At 66.1% G+C, this 23,319-nt stretch carries 20 protein-coding genes; 7 read left to right on the forward strand and 13 right to left on the reverse strand.

From position 1 onward, the window contains the following. Window position 1: 1 nt before the first annotated feature. From CKW06_RS15835 to CKW06_RS15875, 9 genes are all read right to left on the reverse strand, one after another. A complete protein-coding gene (locus CKW06_RS15835; protein WP_024956631.1) occupies window positions 2-3,169 on the reverse strand; it encodes a discoidin domain-containing protein in 3,168 nt (1,055 codons plus the stop codon). Further along, entirely contained in the window at window positions 3,166-4,002 is an 837-nt protein-coding gene (locus tag CKW06_RS15840; protein ID WP_005410322.1) for a carbohydrate ABC transporter permease, read from the reverse strand. Before CKW06_RS15840 ends, CKW06_RS15835 begins: the two co-directional genes overlap by 4 nt. Next, window positions 3,999-4,880 carry a carbohydrate ABC transporter permease gene (locus tag CKW06_RS15845; protein ID WP_005410323.1) on the reverse strand — a complete coding sequence of 294 codons (882 nt, stop codon included), beginning with the start codon at window positions 4,878-4,880 and terminating at the stop codon, window positions 3,999-4,001. Before CKW06_RS15845 ends, CKW06_RS15840 begins: the two co-directional genes overlap by 4 nt. Beyond that, window positions 4,877-6,217: a sugar ABC transporter substrate-binding protein gene (locus CKW06_RS15850; protein WP_024956630.1), complete on the reverse strand. Its 1,341-nt coding sequence runs from the start codon at window positions 6,215-6,217 to the stop codon at window positions 4,877-4,879. The genes CKW06_RS15845 and CKW06_RS15850 overlap by 4 nt, the downstream gene beginning before the upstream one ends. 4 nt (window positions 6,218-6,221) lie before the next feature. After that, window positions 6,222-7,826, reverse strand: a complete 1,605-nt coding sequence (locus tag CKW06_RS15855) for a glucoamylase family protein (RefSeq protein ID WP_024956629.1) — start codon at window positions 7,824-7,826, stop codon at window positions 6,222-6,224. Window positions 7,827-8,073: 247 nt separating this feature from the next. Continuing rightward, a complete protein-coding gene (locus CKW06_RS15860) occupies window positions 8,074-11,154 on the reverse strand; it encodes a TonB-dependent receptor (RefSeq protein WP_024956628.1) in 3,081 nt (1,026 codons plus the stop codon). A gap of 76 nt (window positions 11,155-11,230) precedes the next feature. Beyond that, on the reverse strand, window positions 11,231-12,268 hold the full coding sequence (locus tag CKW06_RS15865) for a LacI family DNA-binding transcriptional regulator (protein WP_012480808.1): 1,038 nt from the start codon (window positions 12,266-12,268) through the stop codon (window positions 11,231-11,233). 149 nt (window positions 12,269-12,417) lie between these two features. Beyond that, the gene (locus tag CKW06_RS15870; protein ID WP_032963317.1) at window positions 12,418-12,669 is read right to left on the reverse strand and encodes a BolA family protein; all 252 of its coding nucleotides are present in this window, start codon (window positions 12,667-12,669) and stop codon (window positions 12,418-12,420) included. Window positions 12,670-12,689: 20 nt separating this feature from the next. Next, window positions 12,690-12,989: a YciI family protein gene (locus CKW06_RS15875; RefSeq protein WP_005410329.1), complete on the reverse strand. Its 300-nt coding sequence runs from the start codon at window positions 12,987-12,989 to the stop codon at window positions 12,690-12,692. Window positions 12,990-13,360: 371 nt separating this feature from the next. Here CKW06_RS15875 and CKW06_RS15880 point away from each other — a divergent pair, with 371 nt between their 5' ends. Genes CKW06_RS15880 through CKW06_RS15890 form a run of 3 tightly spaced genes read left to right on the forward strand, consistent with a single transcriptional unit; the run spans window position 13,361 to window position 16,779 of the window. Beyond that, window positions 13,361-14,266 carry a segregation and condensation protein A gene (locus tag CKW06_RS15880; RefSeq protein WP_005410330.1) on the forward strand — a complete coding sequence of 302 codons (906 nt, stop codon included), beginning with the start codon at window positions 13,361-13,363 and terminating at the stop codon, window positions 14,264-14,266. 13 nt (window positions 14,267-14,279) lie between these two features. Further along, window positions 14,280-15,155 carry an SMC-Scp complex subunit ScpB gene (gene scpB / locus CKW06_RS15885; protein ID WP_005410331.1) on the forward strand — a complete coding sequence of 292 codons (876 nt, stop codon included), beginning with the start codon at window positions 14,280-14,282 and terminating at the stop codon, window positions 15,153-15,155. Beyond that, window positions 15,148-16,779, forward strand: a complete 1,632-nt coding sequence (locus tag CKW06_RS15890) for a pseudouridine synthase (RefSeq protein ID WP_024956627.1) — start codon at window positions 15,148-15,150, stop codon at window positions 16,777-16,779. Before scpB ends, CKW06_RS15890 begins: the two co-directional genes overlap by 8 nt. Before the next feature lie 116 nt (window positions 16,780-16,895). Here CKW06_RS15890 and CKW06_RS15895 read toward each other — a convergent pair whose 3' ends face one another. Next, window positions 16,896-17,684, reverse strand: a complete 789-nt coding sequence (locus CKW06_RS15895) for an AraC family transcriptional regulator (RefSeq protein ID WP_024956626.1) — start codon at window positions 17,682-17,684, stop codon at window positions 16,896-16,898. A 90-nt stretch (window positions 17,685-17,774) separates the two neighbouring features. On the opposite strand from CKW06_RS15895, the gene CKW06_RS15900 reads away from it, so the two are divergent. Together CKW06_RS15900 and CKW06_RS23995 are read left to right on the forward strand one after the other, a co-directional pair. Next, entirely contained in the window at window positions 17,775-18,902 is a 1,128-nt protein-coding gene (locus CKW06_RS15900; RefSeq protein WP_024956625.1) for an MFS transporter, read from the forward strand. 95 nt (window positions 18,903-18,997) lie between these two features. Next, complete coding sequence (locus CKW06_RS23995; RefSeq protein WP_231910792.1) at window positions 18,998-19,183, forward strand: hypothetical protein; 186 nt, start codon at window positions 18,998-19,000, stop codon at window positions 19,181-19,183. 87 nt (window positions 19,184-19,270) lie between these two features. On the opposite strand, the gene CKW06_RS15910 is transcribed toward CKW06_RS23995, so the two are convergent. From CKW06_RS15910 to CKW06_RS15920, 3 genes are all read right to left on the reverse strand, one after another. Next, complete coding sequence (locus CKW06_RS15910) at window positions 19,271-19,705, reverse strand: hypothetical protein (protein WP_024956624.1); 435 nt, start codon at window positions 19,703-19,705, stop codon at window positions 19,271-19,273. Window positions 19,706-19,808: 103 nt separating this feature from the next. After that, window positions 19,809-20,615: an amidohydrolase gene (locus CKW06_RS15915; protein ID WP_024956623.1), complete on the reverse strand. Its 807-nt coding sequence runs from the start codon at window positions 20,613-20,615 to the stop codon at window positions 19,809-19,811. Window positions 20,616-20,629: 14 nt separating this feature from the next. Further along, entirely contained in the window at window positions 20,630-21,778 is a 1,149-nt protein-coding gene (locus tag CKW06_RS15920; protein ID WP_024956622.1) for a pyridoxal phosphate-dependent aminotransferase, read from the reverse strand. Between the two features lie 247 nt (window positions 21,779-22,025). Here CKW06_RS15920 and ccmA point away from each other — a divergent pair, with 247 nt between their 5' ends. Both ccmA and ccmB read left to right on the forward strand, forming a co-directional pair. Continuing rightward, window positions 22,026-22,595, forward strand: a complete 570-nt coding sequence (gene ccmA / locus CKW06_RS15925; RefSeq protein ID WP_407070841.1) for a heme ABC exporter ATP-binding protein CcmA — start codon at window positions 22,026-22,028, stop codon at window positions 22,593-22,595. Continuing rightward, window positions 22,592-23,287 (forward strand): heme exporter protein CcmB, encoded by a 696-nt coding sequence (gene ccmB, locus CKW06_RS15930; protein WP_005410340.1) that lies wholly within the window; start codon window positions 22,592-22,594, stop codon window positions 23,285-23,287. Before ccmA ends, ccmB begins: the two co-directional genes overlap by 4 nt. Window positions 23,288-23,319: the final 32 nt, after the last annotated feature.

The raw sequence follows: 23,319 nt of genomic DNA on the forward strand, positions 1-23,319 counted from the left end.
GTTACTGCCCCTTGCGCTCGGCGCGGCGCACCGCGATCGGTACATCGATCTCGACCCGCGCCGGCAGCTGGTGCACGTGCAGTTCCTTGTTGACCCATTCGGCCGCTTCGCCGTTGATGGTCGCCTCGCCCGGATCACCGGCGTACGGCCACGGCAACACCACGCCACCGAGCGGTGGCACCAGGCCCGGCTGCACCTCCAGCACCAGCTGCTTGTCGCTGCGCTGCAGGCGGTAGTTGAGCTGGCCCTGCGGCGTGCGCAGGCCCTGCACGGCGATGCCCTCGCCTTGCAGCCAGGCGCTCGGAATGCCGGCGGCCAGCACCAGCGCATCGTCCATGTCACGGCTGTACGCGAACATGTCCAAGGCCGAGCGCACGAAGTCCGAGGCTACCCAGGCGTGCGGCAGGTCACCGACGAAGAACGGCTTGCGCGGCGTGCGCGAGACCACCTCGGCCCACTGGTTCCAGGCCTGCGGCGCACGGTCCCTGAAGAAGAACTCGGTGGCCTGCCAGGCACGGTCACGCCAGCCCAGGCGTACGAACGCCGCCACGTTGCGCCACTCGTACGGGGTGTAGTCCTTCCACTCACGCTTGCCGTCACGGCGGGCCACGAACTCCTTCCAGTAGCGCTCGAAGGTCGCCTCCAGTGCCTGCTGCGGCAGTCGGCCCTGCTCGCCGCCCGGCGCCAGCGCGATGGTGGTCGAGGTCGCATCGAAATCGCCCAGCTCGGCCGAGCCCGGCAGGTAGTCGATGTCGTGCTGCTGCATCGCCGACAGCAGCGAGGCCTGCAGGTCATCACGGAACTGGTCACGCGATCCGGCGATCTGCATCGCCTCGACCTTGCCCAGCTGGGCCGCCAGCGATGCCGCGTCCTTGTAGCCGCGCAACGCCCAGAAATTATCCCAGTACGAATGCATCGGCTTGGCCGAATAGCCTTCGTGGCTGATCGAGGCCGGCATCATCCCGTAGAAGGCAGGATTGCGTGCGCGGTTCTCCTCGGTGCGCTCGCTGGCGCGCAGCTGCTCCATGTAGTTGTAGGCGCCCTGCACGTGCGGCCACATCAGCTCGGTGAACGTGCTGTCGCCGGTGTAGCGTCCATACTCGGCAATGCTGTAGATCAGTTCGCCATGGCTGTCGTTCTCCGGTACCGGGTCGCTGCCGCGCGCGTCGACGCAGCACGGCACCTTGCCGTTCTCGAACTGGTACGGCGCATACCAGTTGATGTAGTCACGCACGGCATCGCTGCGCCCCATGCGCAGCAGGCCCTCGGAAATCATCGCGCCATCGCGGATCCAGCTGCGCGCGTACGAGCGCGTGCCCGGCTGAAGGCGTGGGCCAACCCGCGAGATCAGCATGTGCGCGACGGCCGTGCGCAGGGTATCGACCAGTGCCTGGCCCGCAGCCGGCACCTGCAGCGAGACCACGCCCAGCTTCTGCCGCCATTGATCGGCCACCTGCGCCTGCGCCTTGGCCACGTCCAGCGCCTGCGGCGCCCAGCCACCGGTCTGCGGCAGCACCACCGCCACTTCGCGGCTCTGGCCGGGCTCGAGCTTGATCGTGTACATCAGCGCACCCGACGCCATGCCGGTGCTGTCCTTCACTGCGGTCGTGGCCGGGTACTTGCCGCTTTCCAGATGCATCGCATCGAGCTTGCCATCGAACGTACTGGCAAAGCGCGCATCCGGCGCCTGCAGCGGATAGATGCGCGGCTCACCGTTGACCCGAACCAGCTGTTCGCCCACATCCAGTGCATCGATGCGGCTGAAGCCACCGACGGTGTTGAGGAACTGGGTGGGCGGGTTGACCTGCCACGGACGGATTGCCAACGCCAGGGTGTACTCGTGGGCGACCTTGTCCGGATTGCTCAGCCGGTAGCGGCCGATCAGCTGCGCGCGCTCGGGCGTGCCCTGCACGAAACTGGTCACCGAAAGCCCGGCCTTCTCATGCACCCAGTCGACGGTGGCGATCGGCAGGTAGTGATCCTGCAGCGACTGGGTGATGGCGACCTTCGACCAGTCCAGCAGCTTGCCATCCAGGCGAATGAACGGCTCGATGCTGAAGCTGCCCTTGGCCGGCTCCAGCGCGCCATCCTCGCTGATCAGCGCCTGCTCCTGGCCACCATCGAGGCCGAGCAGGGTCCAGTACGGCTGTTCGCCCACATAGGCACGCGGCAACGAGCCGCGCGGCAGATCGGCGGCCACCGAGGACAAGAAGGCATTGGGCGTGGCGGCGAAGGCCAGCGGCTTGAGTGCGATGTCACGGATGCCATAGCGCCAGTTCGGGCCATCGCGCAGATCGAAACGCACGTAGCGCGCGTCGGTATCCGGCAGCGCCAGCCAATCGCGCCCCCCCGCACCGCCGGTCACCTCGCGCACAGTGCGCCAGTCCCGGCCATCCTCGGACGTCCGCACGGTGTAGCGATTGGCTTCCAGGTTCGGCAGCCAATCGATCACTACACCGCCGATCTCGCGGCTCTTGTGCAGGTCCAGGCTGATGGTCTGCTGCTTGACGCCACCGCTGATCCAGAACGTGTCGCTCTTGCCGTCGATCATGCGGTCCTGCAGCGCGGTGGCCGTATCGGCAATCACTGATGGCACCAACGCCGAATCATCCTGCGGCGGCAGGCCCTGCAGGGTCAGCTTGTCGAAGCACACCGTGCCGCGGCCACCGACCTTGCTGTAGATCGTGAACTCGACGGCGGCGCTTCGTGCCATCTCCTTCTCGGGCGACGGACCCCACGCCTTGTCGATCTGGCGGCGGCGGTACTCGACCGGCGTCCACGCCTTGGGGAAGCTGTAGCCGGGCCGGTTGACCCACCAGACGTTGTCGCCGCTGGCATCGATCAACTTGAACTGCAGGTCGTTGCCCGGCGATTCGCCACGCAGCTGGAATCCGAAGCGGTAATTGACCGGGTATTCGATGTTCAGCGCGCGGCGGATGCCGACGTAGCCGGAGACATCGTGGAAGTCATAGTCCAGGCACAGCGCGCGGCCACCACCGGCACCACTGACCGGGCGCAGCGAACCGCTGACCTGGTCGGACAGCACCAGCGTCCAGGCTGCGATGTCGTCGAAGTCGTCCAGCACCTTCGGTGCCGGCAGCGCCGGAGGTGCGGCGATCGCCAGGGAAGTCCACAACAGGCCCAGTCCAACGGCGATCGCTCGCTTCATCCCTTGACGCTCCCCAGCAACAGACCTTGGATGTAGTACCGCTGCAGCACCAGGAACAGCGCCAGCACCGGGACCACGGTGACCACCGCGCCAGCCATCATCATTTCCACGTCCATGATGTGCTCGCGCGAGAGGGTGGCCAGTGCCACCGGCAAAGTGTAGTGCTCCTGGTCGGTCAGCACGATCAATGGCCACATGAAATCGTTCCATGCGCCCATGAAGGTGAAGATCGCCAAGGTCACCAGCACCGGCTTGAGCATCGGCAGCACGATCTGGAAGAAGATGCGCAGCTCCCCTGCCCCGTCGATGCGCGCCGCTTCCAGCAGTTCGTCCGGGATGGAACGCGCGTACTGGCGTACCAGGAAGATGCCGAACACGCTGGCCAGCGCTGGCACGATCACGCCACCGAAGCTGTTGACCAGGCCCAGCTGCTTCATCAGCAGGAACAGCGGCAGCATCGCCACCTGCGCCGGAATCACCAGCGCCGCCATCAGTACCTGGAACAGGCGCTCGCGGCCGACGAAGTTGAGCTTGGCGAAGGCGTAGCCGGCCATGGTGTTGAGCAGCAGCGAACCGACCGTGATGCCGAGCGACACCAGCAGGCTGTTGGCGAAGTTGCCACCCATGCCAGTGCGCGCGAACAGCTCATGGTAGTTGTGCGTGGTGATGCTGGAAGGCAGCAGCGGCGGCGGGAAATGGCTGGCCTCGCCCTGCGGCATGAACGAGACCGAGAGCATCCACAACAGCGGTGCCAGGCTGACCAGGGCCAGCACCAGCAACGCACCATTGATCAACCACGGGTACCAGCGCGACTGGCCGATTTCACGACTCATACCAACTGCCTCTTGCGGCCGAAACGCAGCATCACGGTGGTCACCGCCAGGATGATCAGGAACAGCAGGAACGCCACGGCGGAGGCGCGTCCCAGGTTCCACCACTTGAAGCCTTCCTCGAACATGAAATACAGCACGCTGACGGTGCTCTGCAGTGGGTCGCCGCGGGTCATCACGTAGGGTTCGGCGAACAGCTGGAAGTAGCCGGACACGGTAATCACGCCGACCACCAGCAGCACCGGGCCGAGCATCGGCAGGGTGATGTGCAGGAACTGCTTCCAGCGCGAGGCACCGTCGATGCGCGCGGCCTCGTACAGGTCATGCGGGATCGCCTGCAGGCCGGCCAGGAAGATCACCATGTTGTAGCCGAAGTTCTTCCACACCGCGAACAGCATGATGGTCGGCATCGCCCAGTTGGGATCGCCCAGCCAGTCGATCGGGCTGATGCCCAGATGGCCCAGGCCGTAGTTCACCAGGCCGTAGCTGGTATGGAACAGGTAGCGCCAGATCACCGCCACCGCCACCAGCGTGGTCACCACCGGCGCGAACAGCGCGGTGCGGAACAACGCCTTGAAGCGTGCGGCCGGCGCATTCAGCAGCATTGCCGCGCCCAGCGACACGCCGATCGACAAGGGCACACCGATCAACACGAAGTAAGTGGTATTCCACAGCGACTTCCAGAACATCGGTGTCTGCAGCAGATCGATGTAGTTGCCAAGGCCGACAAAGCGCAGGTTGCTGCTGTCAGCCAGGGCATACAGGTCGAAGTCGGTCACGCTCAGCGCCAGCGCCGAAGCCACCGGCAGGCCGAAGAACACGCCCAGCACGATCAGCGAGGGTCCGGCGAAAATCCAGCCGGCAAGCGAAGTACGTTTCATTGCGCGCTCCCGGCGGCCACGGCACTGCTCGATTGCGGCGACGGAACGCGCTGCTGCAGGCGTTGTTGTTCATGCATCCAGCGGCGCTTTGCCAGCACCTTGTCCACGCGCTGGTCGAGTTCTTCGACGGCCTTGCCCTGCGGCAGGCCACCGCGCACCACCTTCTCGGTGACGATGCGCATTTCCTGCACGATGCGCTCCCATTCGAGCACCTTCGGCGTCGGCTTGACCCGCTCCAGCTGGTCACGGAACGCTGCGGCCAGCGGATCGTTGGCCAGCGACGGCGCACTCCACGTGCTGCGGCGTGGCGGCAGGTCGCCGATGATCGAATGGAAACGTGCCTGGATCTGCGGGCGCGACAGGAACTCGATCAGCTTCCACGACGCCTCCTTCTGCTGCGACTTGCGGAAGATCACCAGGCTGGTGCCACCGGCGATGCCCGCGCCCGGACCTTCCGGCCCCGGCAGCGCTGCGGTGCCCCACTGCCCTTCCAGTTCCTTCGGCTGCAGCTTCTTGAACTCGCGGATGTTCCATGGGCCGGAAATGTAGAAGACGTTGAAGCCGCGGAAGAACTCATCCCAGACGTTTGAGATCTGCGTCTCGGACATCTTCGGCGCCCAGCCCTGCTCGAACATGTTGGCGTAGAACGCCAGCGTGCGGCGGAAGCCGGGGCTGCTGAAGTTGCCGCGGGTGTCATCATCGCGCAGCAGCGGATCGGGCTGCTGCAGTGCCAGCGACAGCTGCTGCTCGAACTCGTTGATCGGCATCAGCACCGCATAGCGGTTCGGGCCCTGCATGCGCTTGATCGCTGCCATCTGCTCATCCCACTCCTGCCACGTGCGCGGCGGGTGGTCGTAGCCGGCCTTGGCCAGCAGGTCCTTGCGGTAGTAGATCAGGCGCGTATCGACATACCACGGCACGCCGACCAGCTTGCCGTGGATCACGTTGGTGTCCCAGATGCCCTGGAAATAATCCTTCTCATCGACCACGGCAGAGCGATCGACGAACGGCTGCAACGGGGTCAGCGCATCGAGCTCGGCGAACTCCGGCACCCAGGTGTTGCCGAGCTGGCACACGTCCGGCAGGCCGTCGGCGGCGAACGCGGTCAGCAGCTTTTCGTGCGCAGCGGTCCACGGGATGTTCTGCACGTCCACGTTGATGCCCGGGTTCTCGGCTTCGAACTCATGGATCAGTTCGCTGACCACCTCGGCTTCCCGGCCCATTGCCCAGAAGCGCACAGTGGTCGTGTCCGGTTCGGTGCGGGCGCAGCCGGCCACGGCCAGTGCGGCCAGGGCTGGCAGTGTCCAGCGGCGCAGACGGTCGATCCAGTTCGGCATCGGGTTACTTGCCCTGGCCTGTGTTGCGGTTGGCATTGTTCTTCTGTTCCTGCGCGGCAGCCGCGCGTGATTCGGCGATACCCACCGCGCGTGCCGCCGCGGCCTTTTCGTCTTTCTGCAGTTCCAGCGGCTGGAACGAACCTTCCGGCGCCAGCCAGCCACCACTGAACCCCGCCCGCTCCAGGCCCTTGCGGATGTACGGGTTCTTCTTCATCACTTCCCAGACGAAATCATTGCGATAGTTGGCGATCATGGTCAGGATCGGCCCCTGGTCGATGGCGATGTAGTCGCTGGCGACCCAGCCACGATCCGGCACCACGCGGCCGGTCTTGATCGGGATGTCGTAGTTGAAGCTGGGATTGAACGAATCCAGGAAGCCGTAGCTGGAATAGATGTAATCGCCGTAGCGCTTGTGCATCTCCAGCGTGGCCGGGATCACCTGTTCCGGCGCGAACACCACCGACGCGATCGCGGCGGTCGGAGCGATGGTGCCGTCATCGAAGTTCTCGCGCAGGCCAGCGCCGCGCGAAGAGTAATGGCGGAACTGGCGCTGCTCGCCACGATATTCCTGCGTGGTGTTCTGCGGGCCATCGCTGGCGGTCAGGCCCCAGACGTTCTCACCGTAATCCTTCCACTGCATCGGGTTGGCGATGGCGTACTCACGCTGGGCCAGTGCGGCCGAGCGGCTGTTGAGGAAGTAGGTGCTGCCGCGCTCGCGCATGTAGGCGTCCTGGATGTCGCGGAAGTCGATCCAGACGTGGCTGTACTGGTGGCCGAACAGCGGGCCGAAGGACAGGTATTCCTGGCCCTGGTAGACCCCCCAGTCGTTGTCATAGGTGCGCGTCCACACCGTCCACGCATCCGGGCTGACCGGGTGCGTCGGCGAACCCAGGGCAAGGATGTAGACCATCATCGCCTCGTTGTAGCCCATCCAGTCGTGGTCGATGAAACCGCTCTCGGGGAACCAGCCCATCGAGATCAGCGGCGCACGCTGCTGCAGCCAGGGCCAGTCGACCTTCTTGTACAACGTGTCGGCGATCTGGCGGATTTCCTTCTCACGCGGATCGTCACCGTCGTAGTACGACTGCGCGAACAGCACCCCCATCATCAGCAGCGCGGTATCCACCGAGGACAGTTCGACCCAGCTGTCGTAGCGACGGCCTTCCTGCATGTCCAGGAAGTGGTAATAGAAGCCCTTGTAACCCGCCTTGCCGGTACGCTGCGGGCCCATCGGCACATCGCGGAAGAATTTCAGGGTAGTCAGGGTGCGGTCGATCGCCTGGTTGCGGCTGACCCAGCCGTTCTCGATGCCGATCGGATACGCGGTCAGTGCGAAGCCGACCGAGGCGATGCTGGCGAACGGCCGCGACGGATAGCGGTCCGGGGTCAGGCCATTGATCTCGTTGGTGGTATCCCAGAAGAACTGGAAGGTGCGGCGCTCGATGTCATCGAACAGCGGCGGCAGCTCAGGTTTCATCGGCCGCGGCGGTGCATCGGCCTCGATCAGGATCACCGGCGGCCGCGGCTTGGCAGGCTCCTGCTGGGCCGGCTGGCAGGCGGCCACGGCCAGGCTCAACGCTGCGGCGGACAACAGATGACGTGCCTGCATGGCGCGATTTCTCCGGTGGTCTGATCGATGGGAAAGCATACCGTCCAATGATCTGAAATCGTTTACAAGGTGCGTTCTTAAAAAACCACGAAAAACGTGGTTTGACACCGCGATCATTGCCCATGCCGATGCCCCCTGACCGGCAGCGGCATGGGCAATGGACCGGCGCAGGGCCGGCCATTGCCGTTTTCACGCGCCCGATGCCGCCGGCGGAGCGGCGGCATCGGGGTCATGCATCCATCCGGGCTTAGAAGCGGAAGCCCACTTCGGCCTTGACCTGGCGCGGCGTACCGACGATGTCGCCGGTCTCGTTGTAGCTCACCAGCAGCTTGCCGTCGCTCTTCACGTAGTTCAGGTTGGAGAAGTTGTCAAAGTTGAGCACGTTGATGATGTCGATACGCGCATACAACTCGGTATCGCCGGCCAGCTTGAAGGTCTTGGTCGCCTGCAGGTCAAGCGACCGGTAGCCGAAGATCTTGCCGCCGAGCAGGAAGCGGCCATTGCCCCCCGGGTAGCCGGCGGCCGGGGTCGGCAGGCAGTTCGGGTTGCCGGCCTGTGCCACGCAGGACCAGTCGTTGCCCGCCACCGGGGTGGCCAAGGTCAGCTTGCCACCGAAGGTGATGCCCCAGAAGCCATCGTAGGAGCCCGTGACCACCAGACGGTGGCGCGGCGCGCCGTTGGACTTGATGTATGGGTATTCGCCGATGGTGCCGCGATCGAACGAGTAGTGCTCGTCAATGTTGCGGTTGTGGCGCGCAGTGGTCCAGGTATAGGCAATCGAGGTACCCCAGCCGCTTTCCTTGGTGTACGGCTTCTGCGCCGACAGCAGGATCTGGGTAGCGCGGGTCTTGATGCCCTGCTGGCCAATGATCAGGCTGCCGAAGCCGGGGATGTTGCAACCCCACGGTTGGCCGTAGGTTGGCTTTTCGGCACCACACAGCATCTGGTTGTCGAAGAAGTTGCCGTTGCGGAAGCGATTGCCCAAAGTGTAGGCGAAGCCATCATAGGTCAGCGTGCGCGAGATGGTGGCGTCGGTCAGCCACTCCCCGATCTGGTTGCTCATGCCCAGACTGAACTGGTCCGCGTAGGGCACCTTCAAGTTGTTGTTGAGCAGGTCCACTTCCAGGCCTTCGTTGCTGGTACTGCCCAGCAGGGCCTGCACGTTGCCGATGCCATTAAGCAGGTTCGGGTTCCAGTCGAAGCACGGGTTCTGCCCGTACAGGCAGGCTCCGCTGCGCGGGTCGCGGAAGTACACGGTCGGCTGCGGCAGGGCCAGCTTGGTGGTTTCCAACGCCAGGTAATCGAAAAGATCACGGTCGTAGGAACGACCGGCGCCACCATGGATCACATGCTGCTCGTCGGCATTGATGTCATACGAGAAGCCCAGCCGCGGCTGCCAGGCATCCTTGAATGCCTTGCGGTTGTGGCCGTTACTGATGTAGTCGTTGATGTTCAGGCCGCTCAACGCGAGCGTCTGCGCGTAGCTCTGCCCGGCCGGGCCATGCGGATCCTGCGCATTGAGCGCGCTGACCACTTCCGGCGGAGTCACGAAGTCCAGGTAGGTCGGGTTCTTCTCGTAGTCCCAACGCAGGCCCAGGTTCAACTGCAGGTGGTCGTTGACCTGCCAGTCGTCCTGAATGAACAAGCCGATCTGCGTGGTCTTCGAGCGTACTTCCGGCAACACGCCACTGACCCCAGTAATCGGCTTGGTGAATTGCGCCTTGTACGGCGTATCAATGCCGAATTCCGGGTTGCCCACGGTGTAGTAGAACTGCGGGTTGATCTGCTGCGCGTCGGAGGCGTACAGATTGATCTTCTTGTACTTGGCGCCCATCTTGATGGTGTGGTCGCCAGCCCACTCCAAGCCGTCCAGGGTCAGGTTGTCTTCGATCGACCAGCCCTTCTGGCCCTTCACCTGCGAGGCGAAGGCGCTGGCACCACCGATTTCCACAATGGTGCGTTCCTGCGGAGTGTTGCCGTCGATGTCACGGCCGTCCGGCGCGGTGTACACGTAGCCGTTGCCCAGAGTCAGCGGCAGCGGGTTGTTGAACGACTTCTCGTGGGTGACCATCAGCTCGTTGTAGAAGCGCTCACCGCTGTGATTCCAGCGCAGCGCGAAACGACGGTCTGTGTTGTCAGTGACCTTGCCATGTTCCTTGGAGGTCTGGTCACTGAACTGCTGCTGGTTCTCGTCACGATCCTGGACTGTGAACTCGATGCGGTCGTTGTCGGTCGGCTCGACGTCGATCTTGGCGAAGATCAGGTCCTGCTTGAACGGCTGGCTGGCCGGGCCCAGGCCGGCGGCGGCCGCCGCCGGCAGCTGCGAGGCAGCGCTGGTGACCGCGCCATTCGGGGCAATGGTCACTGGCAGATCGAAACGCTTGGCTTCGTAGGTCACGAAGAAGTGGGCCTTGTCCTTGATGATCGGGCCGCCCAGCGCGAAGCCGTATTCCTTCTCCGCCGATTCTTCCTTGCTCTTTCCCGGCTGGCGTTCGGCCGGGGTCATCGCACGCATATTGTCGTTGGTGTAACGATAGAAGGTCTCGCCCTTGAACTCGTTTGTACCCGACTTGGTCGCGGCGGTGATCGCGGCGCTGGACACCTGGCCGTACTCGGCCTTGTAGTTGCCGGTGATGACCTTGTACTCGCCGATGGCCAGCTGCGGGAACGGGTTACCGGCACTGCCGGACTGGCCGGCCACGCCGCCGCCCTTGACGTAGCTCTTCTGGCCCACGCCGTCGATGTAGACATTGGTGCCGTCAGCGTTGGTCGCGCCGCCGCGCAGCGAGGTGTTGCCCTTGGCGTCGCGGGTGAAGATCATGCCCGGCACCGCGTCGGCGAACTCCAGGAAGTTGCGCGAGACCTGCGGGGTGGTCTGGATCTGCTGCAGGCTGACGGTCTTGCCGACTTCGGACGTGCGCACTTCCTGCAGCAGGGTCGGCGCGACGACGTTGACAGTGTCCAGGTTGGTGGCTGCGGTTGTACCCGGGGTGCTGCTGGCAGCGCCGGCAAAGTTCAGGGTAGCGGTCGAGGCCACGGTGACGGTGACCTTCTGCGACTGGCCGTTGGCGACCACATCATAGGTGCCCGGGTCCAGGCCCATCAGCGAGTAGCTTCCATCAGCACGGACGGTACCGCGACGGACGGTGCCGGTGGCCACGTTGGTGGCGGTCACCTCGGCGCCGGCCTGCGCGCCGGAAACCTGGCCGCGCAGGCTGGCATTGGCCGACTGCGCCATGACGTTCGGAGCAGCAGCCAGCATCAGGCAGCTGACCAGTGCGGTGCTCAGCAGCCGGCGTGCCGGCGTGCGGAAGGTGGTGTGCATCATCAACTCAATCTCCGGGTGGCGGTAACCGCTTGCGCGGTCCCTGCGATCAATCAAAAAAGAAGGAACGCCTCCGGCTTCAACGGCCGGATGGCGGAGTGGTGGAATCGCGAACTATCAAGCGGGGAACCAGGGTCTGCTTGTCCCCTGTCCCATCCGTGGAGGTGCCGTCCATCAACTGCATCAGGCGCGTCATGGCCCGATCGCCGAGTTCGGCGATGCTGACCTGCATGGTGGTCAGCGACGGGTGGACGAAACGCGCCAGTGGAATGTCATCGAAACCGGCCAGGGCGACGTCGGACGGAACGTGGACACCTGCCTGCGTGAACGCATACAGGCAACCCAGCGCCATCATGTCGTTGGCGGCGAACACGGCATCAGGCAGCGCTCCGGCTGCCAACAACTCCTGACCGGCGCGATGGCCGGAAGCTTCGTCGAAATCACCGGGCAGCTCGATGCCTTCGGCGTCACTGCCGAAAGCCGCCAACGCGTCACGGAAGCCACGCAGGCGCTCGCGTGCGTCGAAGTTGAGGTCCGGGCCAGAAATGAAAGCGATACGGCGGTGACCCGCGTCAAGCAGATGGCGGGTCATCGCCATCGCACCGGCATGGTCATCGATGCTCAGCACCGGGTGGTCCTGCCCGGGCAGATAGGTGTTGATCAGCACCGTTGGCAACGACTGCGGCAGGTTGTCGGTCAGGAAGCCCGGGCTCTCGGCGTAGGGCGAGAGCACCAGCAGGCCGTCGACGCGGCCGCGCATGGCGCGCAGGGCCGCGCCCTGCTGCTCCTGGTCACCGTGGTAACTGGACACCAGCAGGTGCTGGCGGCGGTTGCGGGCGACGTTGTCGATGCCGCGCATCAGCTCGGAGAAGAATTCGCCGTACAGGTCAGGCAGTACCACGCCCACCGTATTGGTGCGACGGCTGCTGAGGCTGCGGGCGGCGGCGTGCGGGGTGTAACGCAGCCGTGCGGCCACCTCCAGCACAAGCTGGCGGACCGGTTCGGCGACATTTTCATGCCCGTTGAGCGCGCGGGAAACCGTGGCCACGGAGACCCGGGCTTCGCGAGCGACGTCTTTGATTGTGATAGCTGCCTTGTTCACGAAGCCGCCCTCCACGGCTTGGACCTACCAGCATTGGCGCGGAATGTAAGCGTTTCCATCTGGGCTTGTAAACAGTCCGTTAGGCGAATGTCCTGAAATGGACATGGAAATCTGTCTGTGGCGGGCCCGCTGACGGACCCGCCAGGACAGTGTGGGACAAGGGCTCAGCCCTGTTCTGACGGGGTCAATGCGCGAATGGACAGCGCGTGGATGTCGGTCTCCATCATCGCGCCCAGCGCGGCATAGACCGCGCGATGCCGGGCCAGTGGACCCAGTCCGGCGAAGCGTTCACTGACCACATGCACGTTGAAATGGCCGCGACCATCGCGTGCACCGGCGTGGCCGGCATGACGATGACTGTCGTCTTCGATTTCCAGCACGCTCGGGGCCAGCGCCTGCTGCAGTGCGTCACGCATCCGCTCGATCCGCTCCGCGTTCACGGCAGGACCTTGCGGAACGGACGCACCTGTACATGGGTGTAGACGCCCGCGGCTACGTAAGGGTCGGCATCAGCCCAGGCCTGGGCCTGCACGAGCGACTCGAACTGCGCGATCACCACCGAACCACTGAAGCCGGCCGGGCCCGGGTCCTCGCTGTCTACTGCCGGGCACGGTCCGGCCAGCAGCAGGCGGCCTTCGTCGCGCAGCGCGTGCAGGCGCGCCAGGTGTTCCGGACGTGCCTGCAGTCGCTGTGCCAGCACGTCCTGGCCGTCATAGCCTTCAATCACATACCACACGGCATTTCCTCGCTTGCGTTGTCGGGTGCGCAGATTCTAGCCAATGCCGCCCTCGCCCCAGCCCGGCTGGACACTGGCGCGACAAAGGCTTACCCTAGACACCATTGCACGTGGCTGGATGCAGCAGCCCGTCGTCTGTGGCCAACGCAGCCCCCGACGACCGTCCCGCTGCTTCGAACCGGACCACCTGGCCGGGCCACGTAGACGACCTCCCCGTAGTTCCGTCGCTGCCGTTTACTGCGGCGCGTCCTGCTGTTTGATATGTGTGGAATCGCGCCGATCCCGGCGTGTCTGGTGCCGTGGGGCGCCGTGGCGTTGGCCCGGTGAACCCGCTGCCGCGACTGGTCCGATGCAATCCTGATGTCCATTAGATGACTTCCGAACTCGCGCTCGACGCGAACCCGCCAACCCGGCCGCCCGCCCCCCAGCAGCAGGAAATGCCGCTGGCCGTGGTGCATGGGCAACCGGTCCTGCAGATTCCGCAGGACCTGTACATCCCGCCGGACGCGCTGGAAGTCATCCTGGATGCCTTCGAAGGCCCGCTGGACCTGCTGTTGTACCTGATCCGCCGCCAGAACCTGGACGTACTGGACATTCCCGTGGCCGAGATCACCCGGCAGTACGTGGAATACATCACCGTGATGCGCGAGCTGCGCTTCGAGCTGGCCGCCGAGTACCTGGTCATGGCCGCGATCCTGGCCGAGGTGAAGTCGCGCATGCTGCTGCCGCGCCCGGTCAGCGAGGAAGGCGACGAGGCCGACCCGCGCGCCGAACTGGTGCGCCGCCTGCAGGAGTACGAACGCTTCAAGCAGGCCGCCGAGGACATCGACGCCCTGCCCCGCCAGGACCGCGACACCACGGTGGCACACGCCTTCATGCCCGAACGTGCTGCGGTGAAGCTGCCGCCGCCGGTGGACCTGAAGGAAATGCTGCTGGCCCTGCACGACGTGCTCAAGCGCGCCGAGCTGTTCAGTGGCCACGCCATCAAGCGCGAGGCGCTGAGCGTGCGGCAACGCATGGGCGAAGTGCTGGGCCGGCTTGAAGATGGCAAGTTCTACCGTTTTGAAGGGCTGTTCACCGCAGAAGAAGGCAAGCTGGGCGTGCTGGTCACGTTCCTGGCGGTGCTGGAACTGGCCAAGGAACAGCTGCTGGACATCGTCCAGGAAGAGCCGCTGGCGCCGATCTACGTGAAGTCCCTGGCCGCCGGCAACACCAATGCCCCGCTGCAGTTCAGCAGCGAGTTCGACGACAACGACGCCGCCAACGAGAACGAGTGAGCGCTGACTGCCGATGGACCAAACGCTGATCAACCGCATTGTCGAGGGTGCCCTGCTGGCCTCCAGCCAGCCGCTCACCCTGGCCCAGCTGAAAGACCTGTTCCCGGAAGAGGAGCCGGCACCGCCGGGCAGCATCGAACGTGCGCTTGAGCGCCTGCGCGAAGCCTGCGAAGGCCGTGGCGTGGAACTGGTCGAGGTCGCCTCCGGCTTCCGCTACCAGGTGACCGGCGAAGTGCATGGCTGGATCAGCCGGCTGTGGACCGAACGCAAGACCCGCTATACCCGTGCCACCCTGGAAACCCTGGCGCTGATCGCCTACCGGCAGCCGATCACTCGTGGCGAGATCGAGCAGGTGCGCGGCGTGGCGGTCAGCAGCAACATCATCCAGGCGCTGGAGGAACGCGAGTGGATCCGCGTGGTCGGCCACCGCGACGTGCCCGGCAAGCCTGCCCTGTTCGGCACCACCAAGGGCTTCCTGGACTACTTCGGCCTGAAGCGCCTGGACGAGTTGCCGCCGCTGTCGGAACTGAAGGACCTGGGCGAGCTGGAACCCCAGCTGGCCCTGGACCGCGACGCACCGGCCGCCGCCAGTGCCGAGGGTCCGGACATTTCGGCTGGCGCCGATGGCGCTGCTGCCAACGATGACGCCGGCCTGGCCGGCAGCGACACCCCCGATTCCGCCGACGCAGCGTCTGCGTCGGCTTCCGATGAGCAAGCACCTTCGCCCCTTGATGATGGGCACCCCGATTCCGCGCCGGGCGAGCGCGCGGTGCCCCTGAACGAACGCGAAGACAACGCCGTCGCGATGACGACCGTGGCTGTTGACCAAGCCGATTCCGAACCAGAGGCCGACCCCGAAACCGTCGGCCGGAGCAAAACTGATGAGTGACACCCCCCGTAACAAGCTCTCGCTCAAGCGCGAAGCCACCTCCGAACAGTTCAAGCTGGAAGAGCGCCTGCACAAGGTGCTGGCCCAGGCCGGCCTGGGTTCGCGCCGCGCGCTGGAACAGCGCATCGCCGAAGGCCTGGTCAAGGTCAACGGTGAAGTCGCGCAGACCGGCATGTCGGTCAAGAGCGGCGACAAGATCGAGCTGGATGGCCGCGGCTTCGTCGCCACCGCCCTGGCCGAACCGTCGCGCGTGCTGGTCTACAACAAGCCGGAAGGCGAAGTGACCACCCGCGAAGACCCCGAAGGCCGCCCGACCGTGTTCGAATCGCTGCCGCCGCTGAAGGGCGCGCGCTGGATCGCCATCGGCCGCCTGGACATCAACACCACCGGCCTGCTGCTGGCCACCACCGACGGTGAACTGGCCAACGCCATGATGCACCCGTCGTTCGAGGTCGAGCGCGAGTACGTGGTGCGCGTGCGCGCCCCGGAAGGCGAGGAGAAGGCCTCCGACGCCATCGTCGACCGCCTCGCACGCGGCGTGGCACTGGAAGACGGCCCTGCCAAGTTCGACGAGATCGAACGCATCGGCGGCACCGACTCGCACGACTGGTTCCGCGTCGTGGTGAAGGAAGGCCGCAACCGCGAAGTGCGCCGCCTGTGGGAGTCACAGGGCTGCCAGGTCAGCCGCCTGAAGCGCACCCGCTACGGCAAGGTGAGCCTGCCGCGCGAACTGGCCCGTGGCCATTCGGTGGAACTGGGCACCGCCCAGGTTGAAGCCCTGCGTGCGCAGCTGAAGCTGGAAGAAGGCGCGCCGTCGGCTCTGACCCTGCAGCCGGTGATCGGCCAGCGCCGCGCCGCCAAGACCACCGTGCGCGTGCGCGAAGGTGGCCGTGGCAATGCCTACGTCAACGGCCATAACACCGCCGACGAAGGCCGCGAGCTGCGTCGCTTCGACAACGTCCGCGAAGACCGCGGCCGTGGCCGCGGCGGCAAGGGCGGCGGGTTCAAGGGTGGCCTGACGGTCAGCGGTGAAGCAGCAGCCAAGCAGTCGCAGAAGCCGTTCAAGCAGCGCACCCAGAAGAACGACCGTTCGCTGCCGGAAGGCAACCCGGCCGCGTTCCGCACCTGGTACGTGCCGGATGGCGTGAGCACGGGCCCGAGCGGCCATCGCAATGCCGGTCCGGGCGCGCGCGGCCCGGGTGCCCGTGGTCCGGGCGCAGGCGGCCAGGGCCGTCCGTACGGCAAGCCGAAGGGGCCGGGCGCCGGTGGCGGACAGGGCCGTGGCGGTTTCGGCGGTGAAGGCCGTGGCGGCGCAGGCGGCCAGGGTCGTCCGGCCGGTGCCGGCAACCGCTCGCAGGGCCAGGGCAACAAGCACCCGTATGGTCATCCGGGCAATGCCCCGAGCTTCCCGTCCGACCACGCCACGCCGGGCTTCAACCCGTATGGCAGCCCCAAGCCGGCACACGGCGCCCGTCCGGGCGGTCGCGGTCCGGGCGGTGGCAACAACCGTGGCCCGGGCGGTAACCGCGGCCCCGGCGGTCCGGGTGGCAACCGTGGCCCGGGTGGCCCCGGCGGCAACCGCGGTCCAGGCGGCCCGCGCCGCAGCGGCCCGCGCGGCGGCTGATCACCGGCACGCCTGAAATGAAAAACCCCGGCGCAGGCCGGGGTTTTTCGTTGAAAAGGGGACGGAGGGGATTAAGTCGTTTTTGTCACGGCCTGTGTCAAAGGGGCGAGAGCGACTTAATCCCCTCCGTCCCCTTTTGCGTGGCGCTGGAACGCGGCGGGTGTGGTGCCGGTCATGCCGCGGAAGAAGGCGATGAACGGGCTCTCGGCGGAGAAGCCGGTGTCCTGCGCCACGTGCGCCACGCGTTGGCCCAGCAGCAGCAACTCCATGGCCCGCATCAGGCGCCATTGCTGGCGCCAGGCCTGGTAGCTCATGCCGGTATCACGCTGCATCAACCGGCCGACAGTACGCGCGCTCAGGCCCGTGCGCGCGGCCAGCTCCCCCAGTTCGGGCGGCAGCTGTTCGGCCACCGGGAGGCACCGTGCGATCCGCGGATCACGAGGCAGAGGCAGGTCCATCGGCGCCACCGGTGCAGCAGCGATTTCCAGCACGCACAACGCCAGTTGGTGGTGCGCGCGCGGCGACTGCCAGTCATGGTCGAACGGCGCCTGCGCGATCGGCTCCAGCAAGGCCTGCAGCAGCGGCCCCACGCCGATGATCGCAGGCTGCCGGGGCAGCTGAGCCGACAGCGCGGCGTCGAAGTACAACGAACGGTAGTCGACCGCCTGGCGCATCTGCGCGCGATGGCGCAGCCCGCCCGGAATCCACGCGGCACGCGCGGGCGGCAGCAGGCTGATGCGATCACCGTAGGTCAGGCGCGTGCAGCCCTGCCGGGTGTACAGCAGCTGCGCGCGTGCATGCTGGTGCCAACCCGAGTCGTGATCCGCCAGTGAGGCTGCAATCCCCAGCACCGGAGCACTCCAGGCATCGGCGTCGAAGTGCGCGTGCGGCTGCAACCAGGCCATGTCTTATTTCATACATTCGATGACAGGATAGACAGAGTGCGCCATTGCGGACGCGACCACAATGCGCGGCCCTGTTCCTGGAGCGCCCGCATGTCGCGCCGCCTGTTGTTGCTCGCCATTGCACTGCTGATGTTCCCGCAGTTGGCACAGACCCTTTACAGCCCGGCCCTGGCCGATCTGGCCGAACGCTTCGCCCTGCCGCCGAGTGCCGCCAGCCAGGCCATGAGCCTGTACCTGTTCGGCTTCGCCGCAGGCGTGCTGCTGTGGGGGCGCCTGGCCGATCGTATCGGTCGTCGCCCTGCCCTGCTATGCGGCCTGGCCGTGTTCGCACTGGCCGCCTGCGGCGGCCTGCTGGCCAGTACCTTCGGCCAGGTCCTGCTGGCACAGGCACTGGCCGCACTGGGTGCGGCGGCGGCCTCGGTGGTAACCCAGACCGTACTGCGCGACCGCCTGCAGGGACCCGCGTTGGCGCAGGCGTTCTCCTGGATCGGCATGGCCCTGGCCCTGAGCCCGGCCATCGGCCTTGCACTGGGCACGCTGCTGGTCGCCGCCCATGGCTATGTCGGCGTACAGTCCGGCCTGCTGCTGATCGCTGCCCTGCTGGCAGTCGCATGCCTGACGGGCCTGCGCGAAAGCCGCCCTGCACAGATCCCGCACGTGCCCATGCTGCCGCTGCTGCGGGAACTGCTGCGCGATCGCTGGATCTGGTCACACGCGTTGCTGGTGATGGCCTTCAACGTGGCGATGTACAGCTGGTATGTGCTCGGCCCCTTCGTGTTTGCGCGCCTGCACTGGCCAGTCACCTGGTTCGGCGCCAGCGGCGCGGTGCTGGCACTGGGCTCGGCACTGGGCGCGTGGGGCAATGGCCGCCTGCTGCGTGCAGGCGTTGCCGCAACCACGCGCATCCGCATCGCCGCAGGACTGGTCCTGACGGGAGGCCTGCTGGCCGCGCTGCTGCATGATCACCCTGCCCTGATCGCGGCGATGGTGCCGGTGGTGACGGGCTTCGGCCTTGCCATTCCCAATGTGCTCGGCCAGGCCCTGCGCGGCTATCCACACTGTCTCGGCAGCGCAGGCGCGCTGTTCGGCCTGCTCTACTACCTGTTGATCGGTGCGGCAATGGCGCTGGTCGGTGCAGTGCAGATGCTGGCACCGACCGTTATCGCGTGTGGCCTGCTGGCCTTGTGGCTGCAACGGCGGCGTCCCGCTGCAGCCTAGGAATTGCTGCAAAAGCAGCGCACTGTGCTGGCCTTCCGGGAACGGCTTTGATTCCCCGGCTATCGTGCGCGCGCTCCCACACAAGGCAGATGCTCATGATCACCATCACCGCCGAACAGGCCCGCGCCAACGTCGATGCCGCCAAGCGCCCGATCGAACTGTTCTACCGCGACCTCGACAACGCCATCCAGATCGGCTCGGAAAATGGCCGCCGCTACATCGTGTTCGGCTTCAGCCAGGTGATGGCAAGCGCGTCGAAGACGTGGTCGCACAGCTGCTGAAGAATGGTTTCGGTGTCGAACGGTTGTTGAGCGATTCCGAACAGCACTACATCCGCATCAGCTGGGGAACTGCCGCGCCGTCGCGCCTCAGCGCCGGCTGAGGGTGAACGCGGTGCCGTCCACGCCCAGATCCCAGCCCTTGCCGGTACCGGACAGGGCCAGCGAGATGTCGCCCTTGGTCATCACCTGCGCGTTGCTGGACTTCACCGCACCGGCATGCGCGCCCACCGAGGCGTAAGTACCCAGCAGCTCGTTGACGCTGACTGCGCCGGTGAAGCTGCCACGTCCGTTGGTGATCTTCGACTTGCCCACGGTCAGGCCGCCGCCCTTCATCTGGATGCGCACCGGCATGCTGGCGCCATTGCTGCAGGTGAGCGTGCCATTGCCGGATGCAGTCTTGTAGATCAGCGACCAGCCAGAGAGGTTGTAGCGCAGCTCGCAGTCGAGGTTGCCAGCGGCGTGCGCGGCCGGGGCCAGCGATGCGGCAGACAGGGCAAGCAGCAGGGCGAAGGGCTTGTTCATGGCAGGACTTCCAGTTCGGTCGGACTGCCGGCGAATCTAGCAGCGCGCGCGTGCACGTTGGATGCAGGCGCACGCGCTGGTGCAGCAGTGTTCAGGCCGGTGCTCAGGCCTGTTCGTCCAGGTGGAAGGCATCGGCATCGAGCATCGCCGGGAAACGCGCGCGGTGTGCGGCCAGCGACTCGGCCGAGATGGTGGTGGTGACCACCTGTTCGCGTTCGCGGATCTCCACCTGCGGCTGGCCGAGAAAATCCAGCACCGCGCTGTCGCCTGCGTAGTGCAGCTGGTTGCCATCGACGCCGACGCGGTTCACCGCCGCCACGAAGCACAGGTTTTCAATCGCACGTGCACGCAGCAGGGTCTTCCACGCATAGGCGCGTGCCGACGGCCAGTTGGCGACGAAGATCTGCAGGTCGAAATCCAGCTGCTGCGGACGCTCCACGTTGTAGCGGTTGCGGCAGAACACCGGGAAACGCAGGTCGTAACAGACCTGCGGATTGATCCGCCAGCCCTTCCATTCCACGCTCAGGCGGTCGCGACCGGCGGCATAGCGCTCGTGCTCGCCGCCGAAACGGAACAGGTGGCGCTTGTCGTAGTACTGCAGGTCGCCATCGGGCGTGGCGAACAGCAGGCGGTTGTAGACGCCCTCGCCGTCGCGCAGCTGCACGCTGCCGATCACCGCCGCGTTCAAGGTCCTGGCCTGTTCGCGCACCCAGGCCACGGTCGGGCCGTCCATGCCTTCGGCCTGGGCAATGGCGTCGTTGGAGAAACCACTGGTGAAGGTCTCCGGCAGGATCACCAGGTCGGTAGTGCCGGCCAGCGGTGCCAGCAGCGCGCCGTAGTAGGCGCGGTTGCCGGCCGGATCGTGCCAGCGGGTGTCGCCCTGGACGAGGGAAATGCGCAGGTCCTGCATGTTCACGCCTCCGCTCAGAGCAGGCGCAGGCGTTCGATCGCCGCGTCCATCGTTGCTTCATTCTTGGCAAAGCACAGGCGCACCAGGCGCTGGCCGGCCGGCGGGTTTTCGTAGAACGGCGACAGCGGGATCGCGGTTACGCCCTTCTCGATGGTCAGCCACTTGACGAACTCATGGTCCGGCAGATCGCTGATGGCCGAGTAGTCGACCAGCTGGAAGTAGCCGCCGGGGACCGGCAGCGCCTTCAGGCGGGTGCCGGCCAGCTGCTCGCGGAAACGGTCGCGCTTGGCCTGGTAGAACGCGCCCAGCTCCAGGTGGTGTTCGGGTTCGTCGCGGATCATCGCGGCGAAGCCGTACTGCGCCGGGCCGAAGCTGGTGAAGGTGTTGTACTGGTGCACCTTGCGGAACTCGGCGGTCAGTGCCGGCGGTGCGATCGCATAGCCGATCTTCCAGCCAGTGCAGTGATAGGTCTTGCCGAAGCTGGAGATCACGAACGCGCGCTCGCGCAGTTCCGGGTAGCGCAGCGCCGATTCATGGCGGCGGCCGTCGTAGATGATGTGTTCGTACACCTCATCGGAGATCAGGTAGATCTGCGTGCCACGCAGCAGCTCGACCAGTGCCTGCATGTCCTGCGCCGACAGCACCGCGCCGGACGGGTTGTGCGGGGTGTTGACGATCAGCATGCGGGTGCGCGGGGTGATCGCCGCACGCACGCGGTCCCAGTCGACCGCGAAGGTCTGCGGATCCAGCGACACATGCACGGCCTTGGCACCGGCCAGGTCGATCGCCGGTTCATAGCAGTCATACGCCGGGTCGAGCACGATCACTTCCTCGCCGGCACGCACCACGGCGTGGATGGCGTTGAAGATGGCCTCGGTACCGCCACTGGTGACGGTGATCTCGCTGTCCGCATCGACCTGCGCGCCGTAGCAGTCCAGTGCCTTCTGCGCGATGGCCTGGCGCAGCGGCGCCACGCCGGTCATCGGCGGGTACTGGTTCAGCCCGGCGGCCATCGCCCTGGCGGTCTCGTCGATCAGGCGCTGCGGCGCCGAAAAGTCCGGGAAACCCTGGCCCAGGTTGACTGCGCCGTGTTCGGCGGCGAGCTGGGACATCACGGTGAAGATCGTGGTACCGACCTTGGGCAGCTTGGTGTTCGGTTGCATCGGCCTGGGCTGTGGGGGAACAGGCCTGCGAGTTTACGCAATCCGCGCGTCGGTAGTGCCGGCCGCTGGCCGGCACCCCTGGGACGATCTGCGGCGCCGGGTCGCATCTGCCGGCCAGCGGCCGGCACTACCATCGGCATTCACCGCTACAATTGCCATCGCACTCCGGCATGAAGACCCCTGCCCCTTGAACACCCCTGCATTGCTGGCCGCCAGCGGCCTGAGCTTCTCCCGCAATGACGAGCCGGTGTTCGGCCCGCTGGACTTCCATGTGGACGCCGGCGAAGCCCTGCTGGTGCAGGGCGGCAATGGCGCCGGCAAGACCACCCTGCTGCGCGTGCTGGCCGGCCTGGCCCGGCCCGGCGCCGGCCAGGTGCGGATCGACGGCAAGCCGGCGAGCAATGCCGAACGTGCACGCTACGTGGCCTACCTCAGCCATCTGCCGGCCCTGAAGCCAGACCTGGACACGCTGGAGAACCTGCACTTCCTGTGCGGCCTGCATGGACGGCGTGCGCGGCAGATGCCCGGCAACGCGCTGGCCATCGTGGGCCTGGCCGGTTATGAGGACACCCTCGTTCGGCATCTGTCCGCCGGGCAGAAGCGGCGGCTGGCACTGGCACGCATCTGGCTGTCGCCGGCGCCGCTGTGGCTGCTGGACGAGCCCTATGCCAACCTCGACCTGGAGGGCATCACCCTGGTCAACCGGATGATCTCGGCGCACCTGCGTGCCGGCGGCGCTGCGCTGGTCACCACCCATGGCGCCTATGCCGCACCGCCGGTGCGTACCCGCCAGCTCGACCTCGGCGGTGCCGCATGATCGCGCCGGGTACCGAGCCAGGCCTGTGGCAGACCGCAGGCGCCCTGCTCAAGCGCGACCTGCGCCTGCTCTGGCGCCGCCGCGGCGATGCGCTGCAACCCCTGCTGTTCGCGGTGCTGGTAGTGGTGCTGTTCGCGCTGGCCCAAGGCCGCGAACCACAGCTGCTGGCCGCCACCGCGGGCGCGGTGCTGTGGCTGGCCGTGCTGCTGGCGGGACAGCTGTCGCTGGATTCACTGTTCCGTTCCGACGCCGAAGATGGCTCGCTGGAACAGTGGCTGCTGGCGCCGGTGCCGCTGGCCTGGCTGGTGCTGGTGCGCGTGCTGCTGCACTGGGCGACCACTGCGCTGCCGCTGATCGTGGTCAGCCCGCTGTTGGCCGAAATGCTCCATCTGCCGCATGACCAGCTGCCGATGTTGCTGGCATCGTTGCTGCTGGGAACGCCGTTGCTGAGCCTGATCGGTGGCGTGGTCGCCGCACTGACCGTTGGCATCCGACGCTCTGGTATTCTCGTGGCGCTGCTGTCGCTGCCGCTGTACGTGCCGGTGCTTGTGTTCGGCGCCGGCAGCCTGGCGGCAGCCGGACGCGGGCAGGATCCGGTCGGTGCGCTGCTGATGCTGGGCGCTGGCCTGCTGCTCGCGCTGGTGCTGGCTCCGCTGGCCACTGCCGCTGCAATACGTATTTCTCTGAGTTGACCGAGCTGAGAGCCAATCCACCCCTGCTGGAT

This window comes from Stenotrophomonas maltophilia (assembly GCF_900186865.1).
In the GTDB taxonomy this organism is placed as follows: domain Bacteria; phylum Pseudomonadota; class Gammaproteobacteria; order Xanthomonadales; family Xanthomonadaceae; genus Stenotrophomonas; species Stenotrophomonas maltophilia.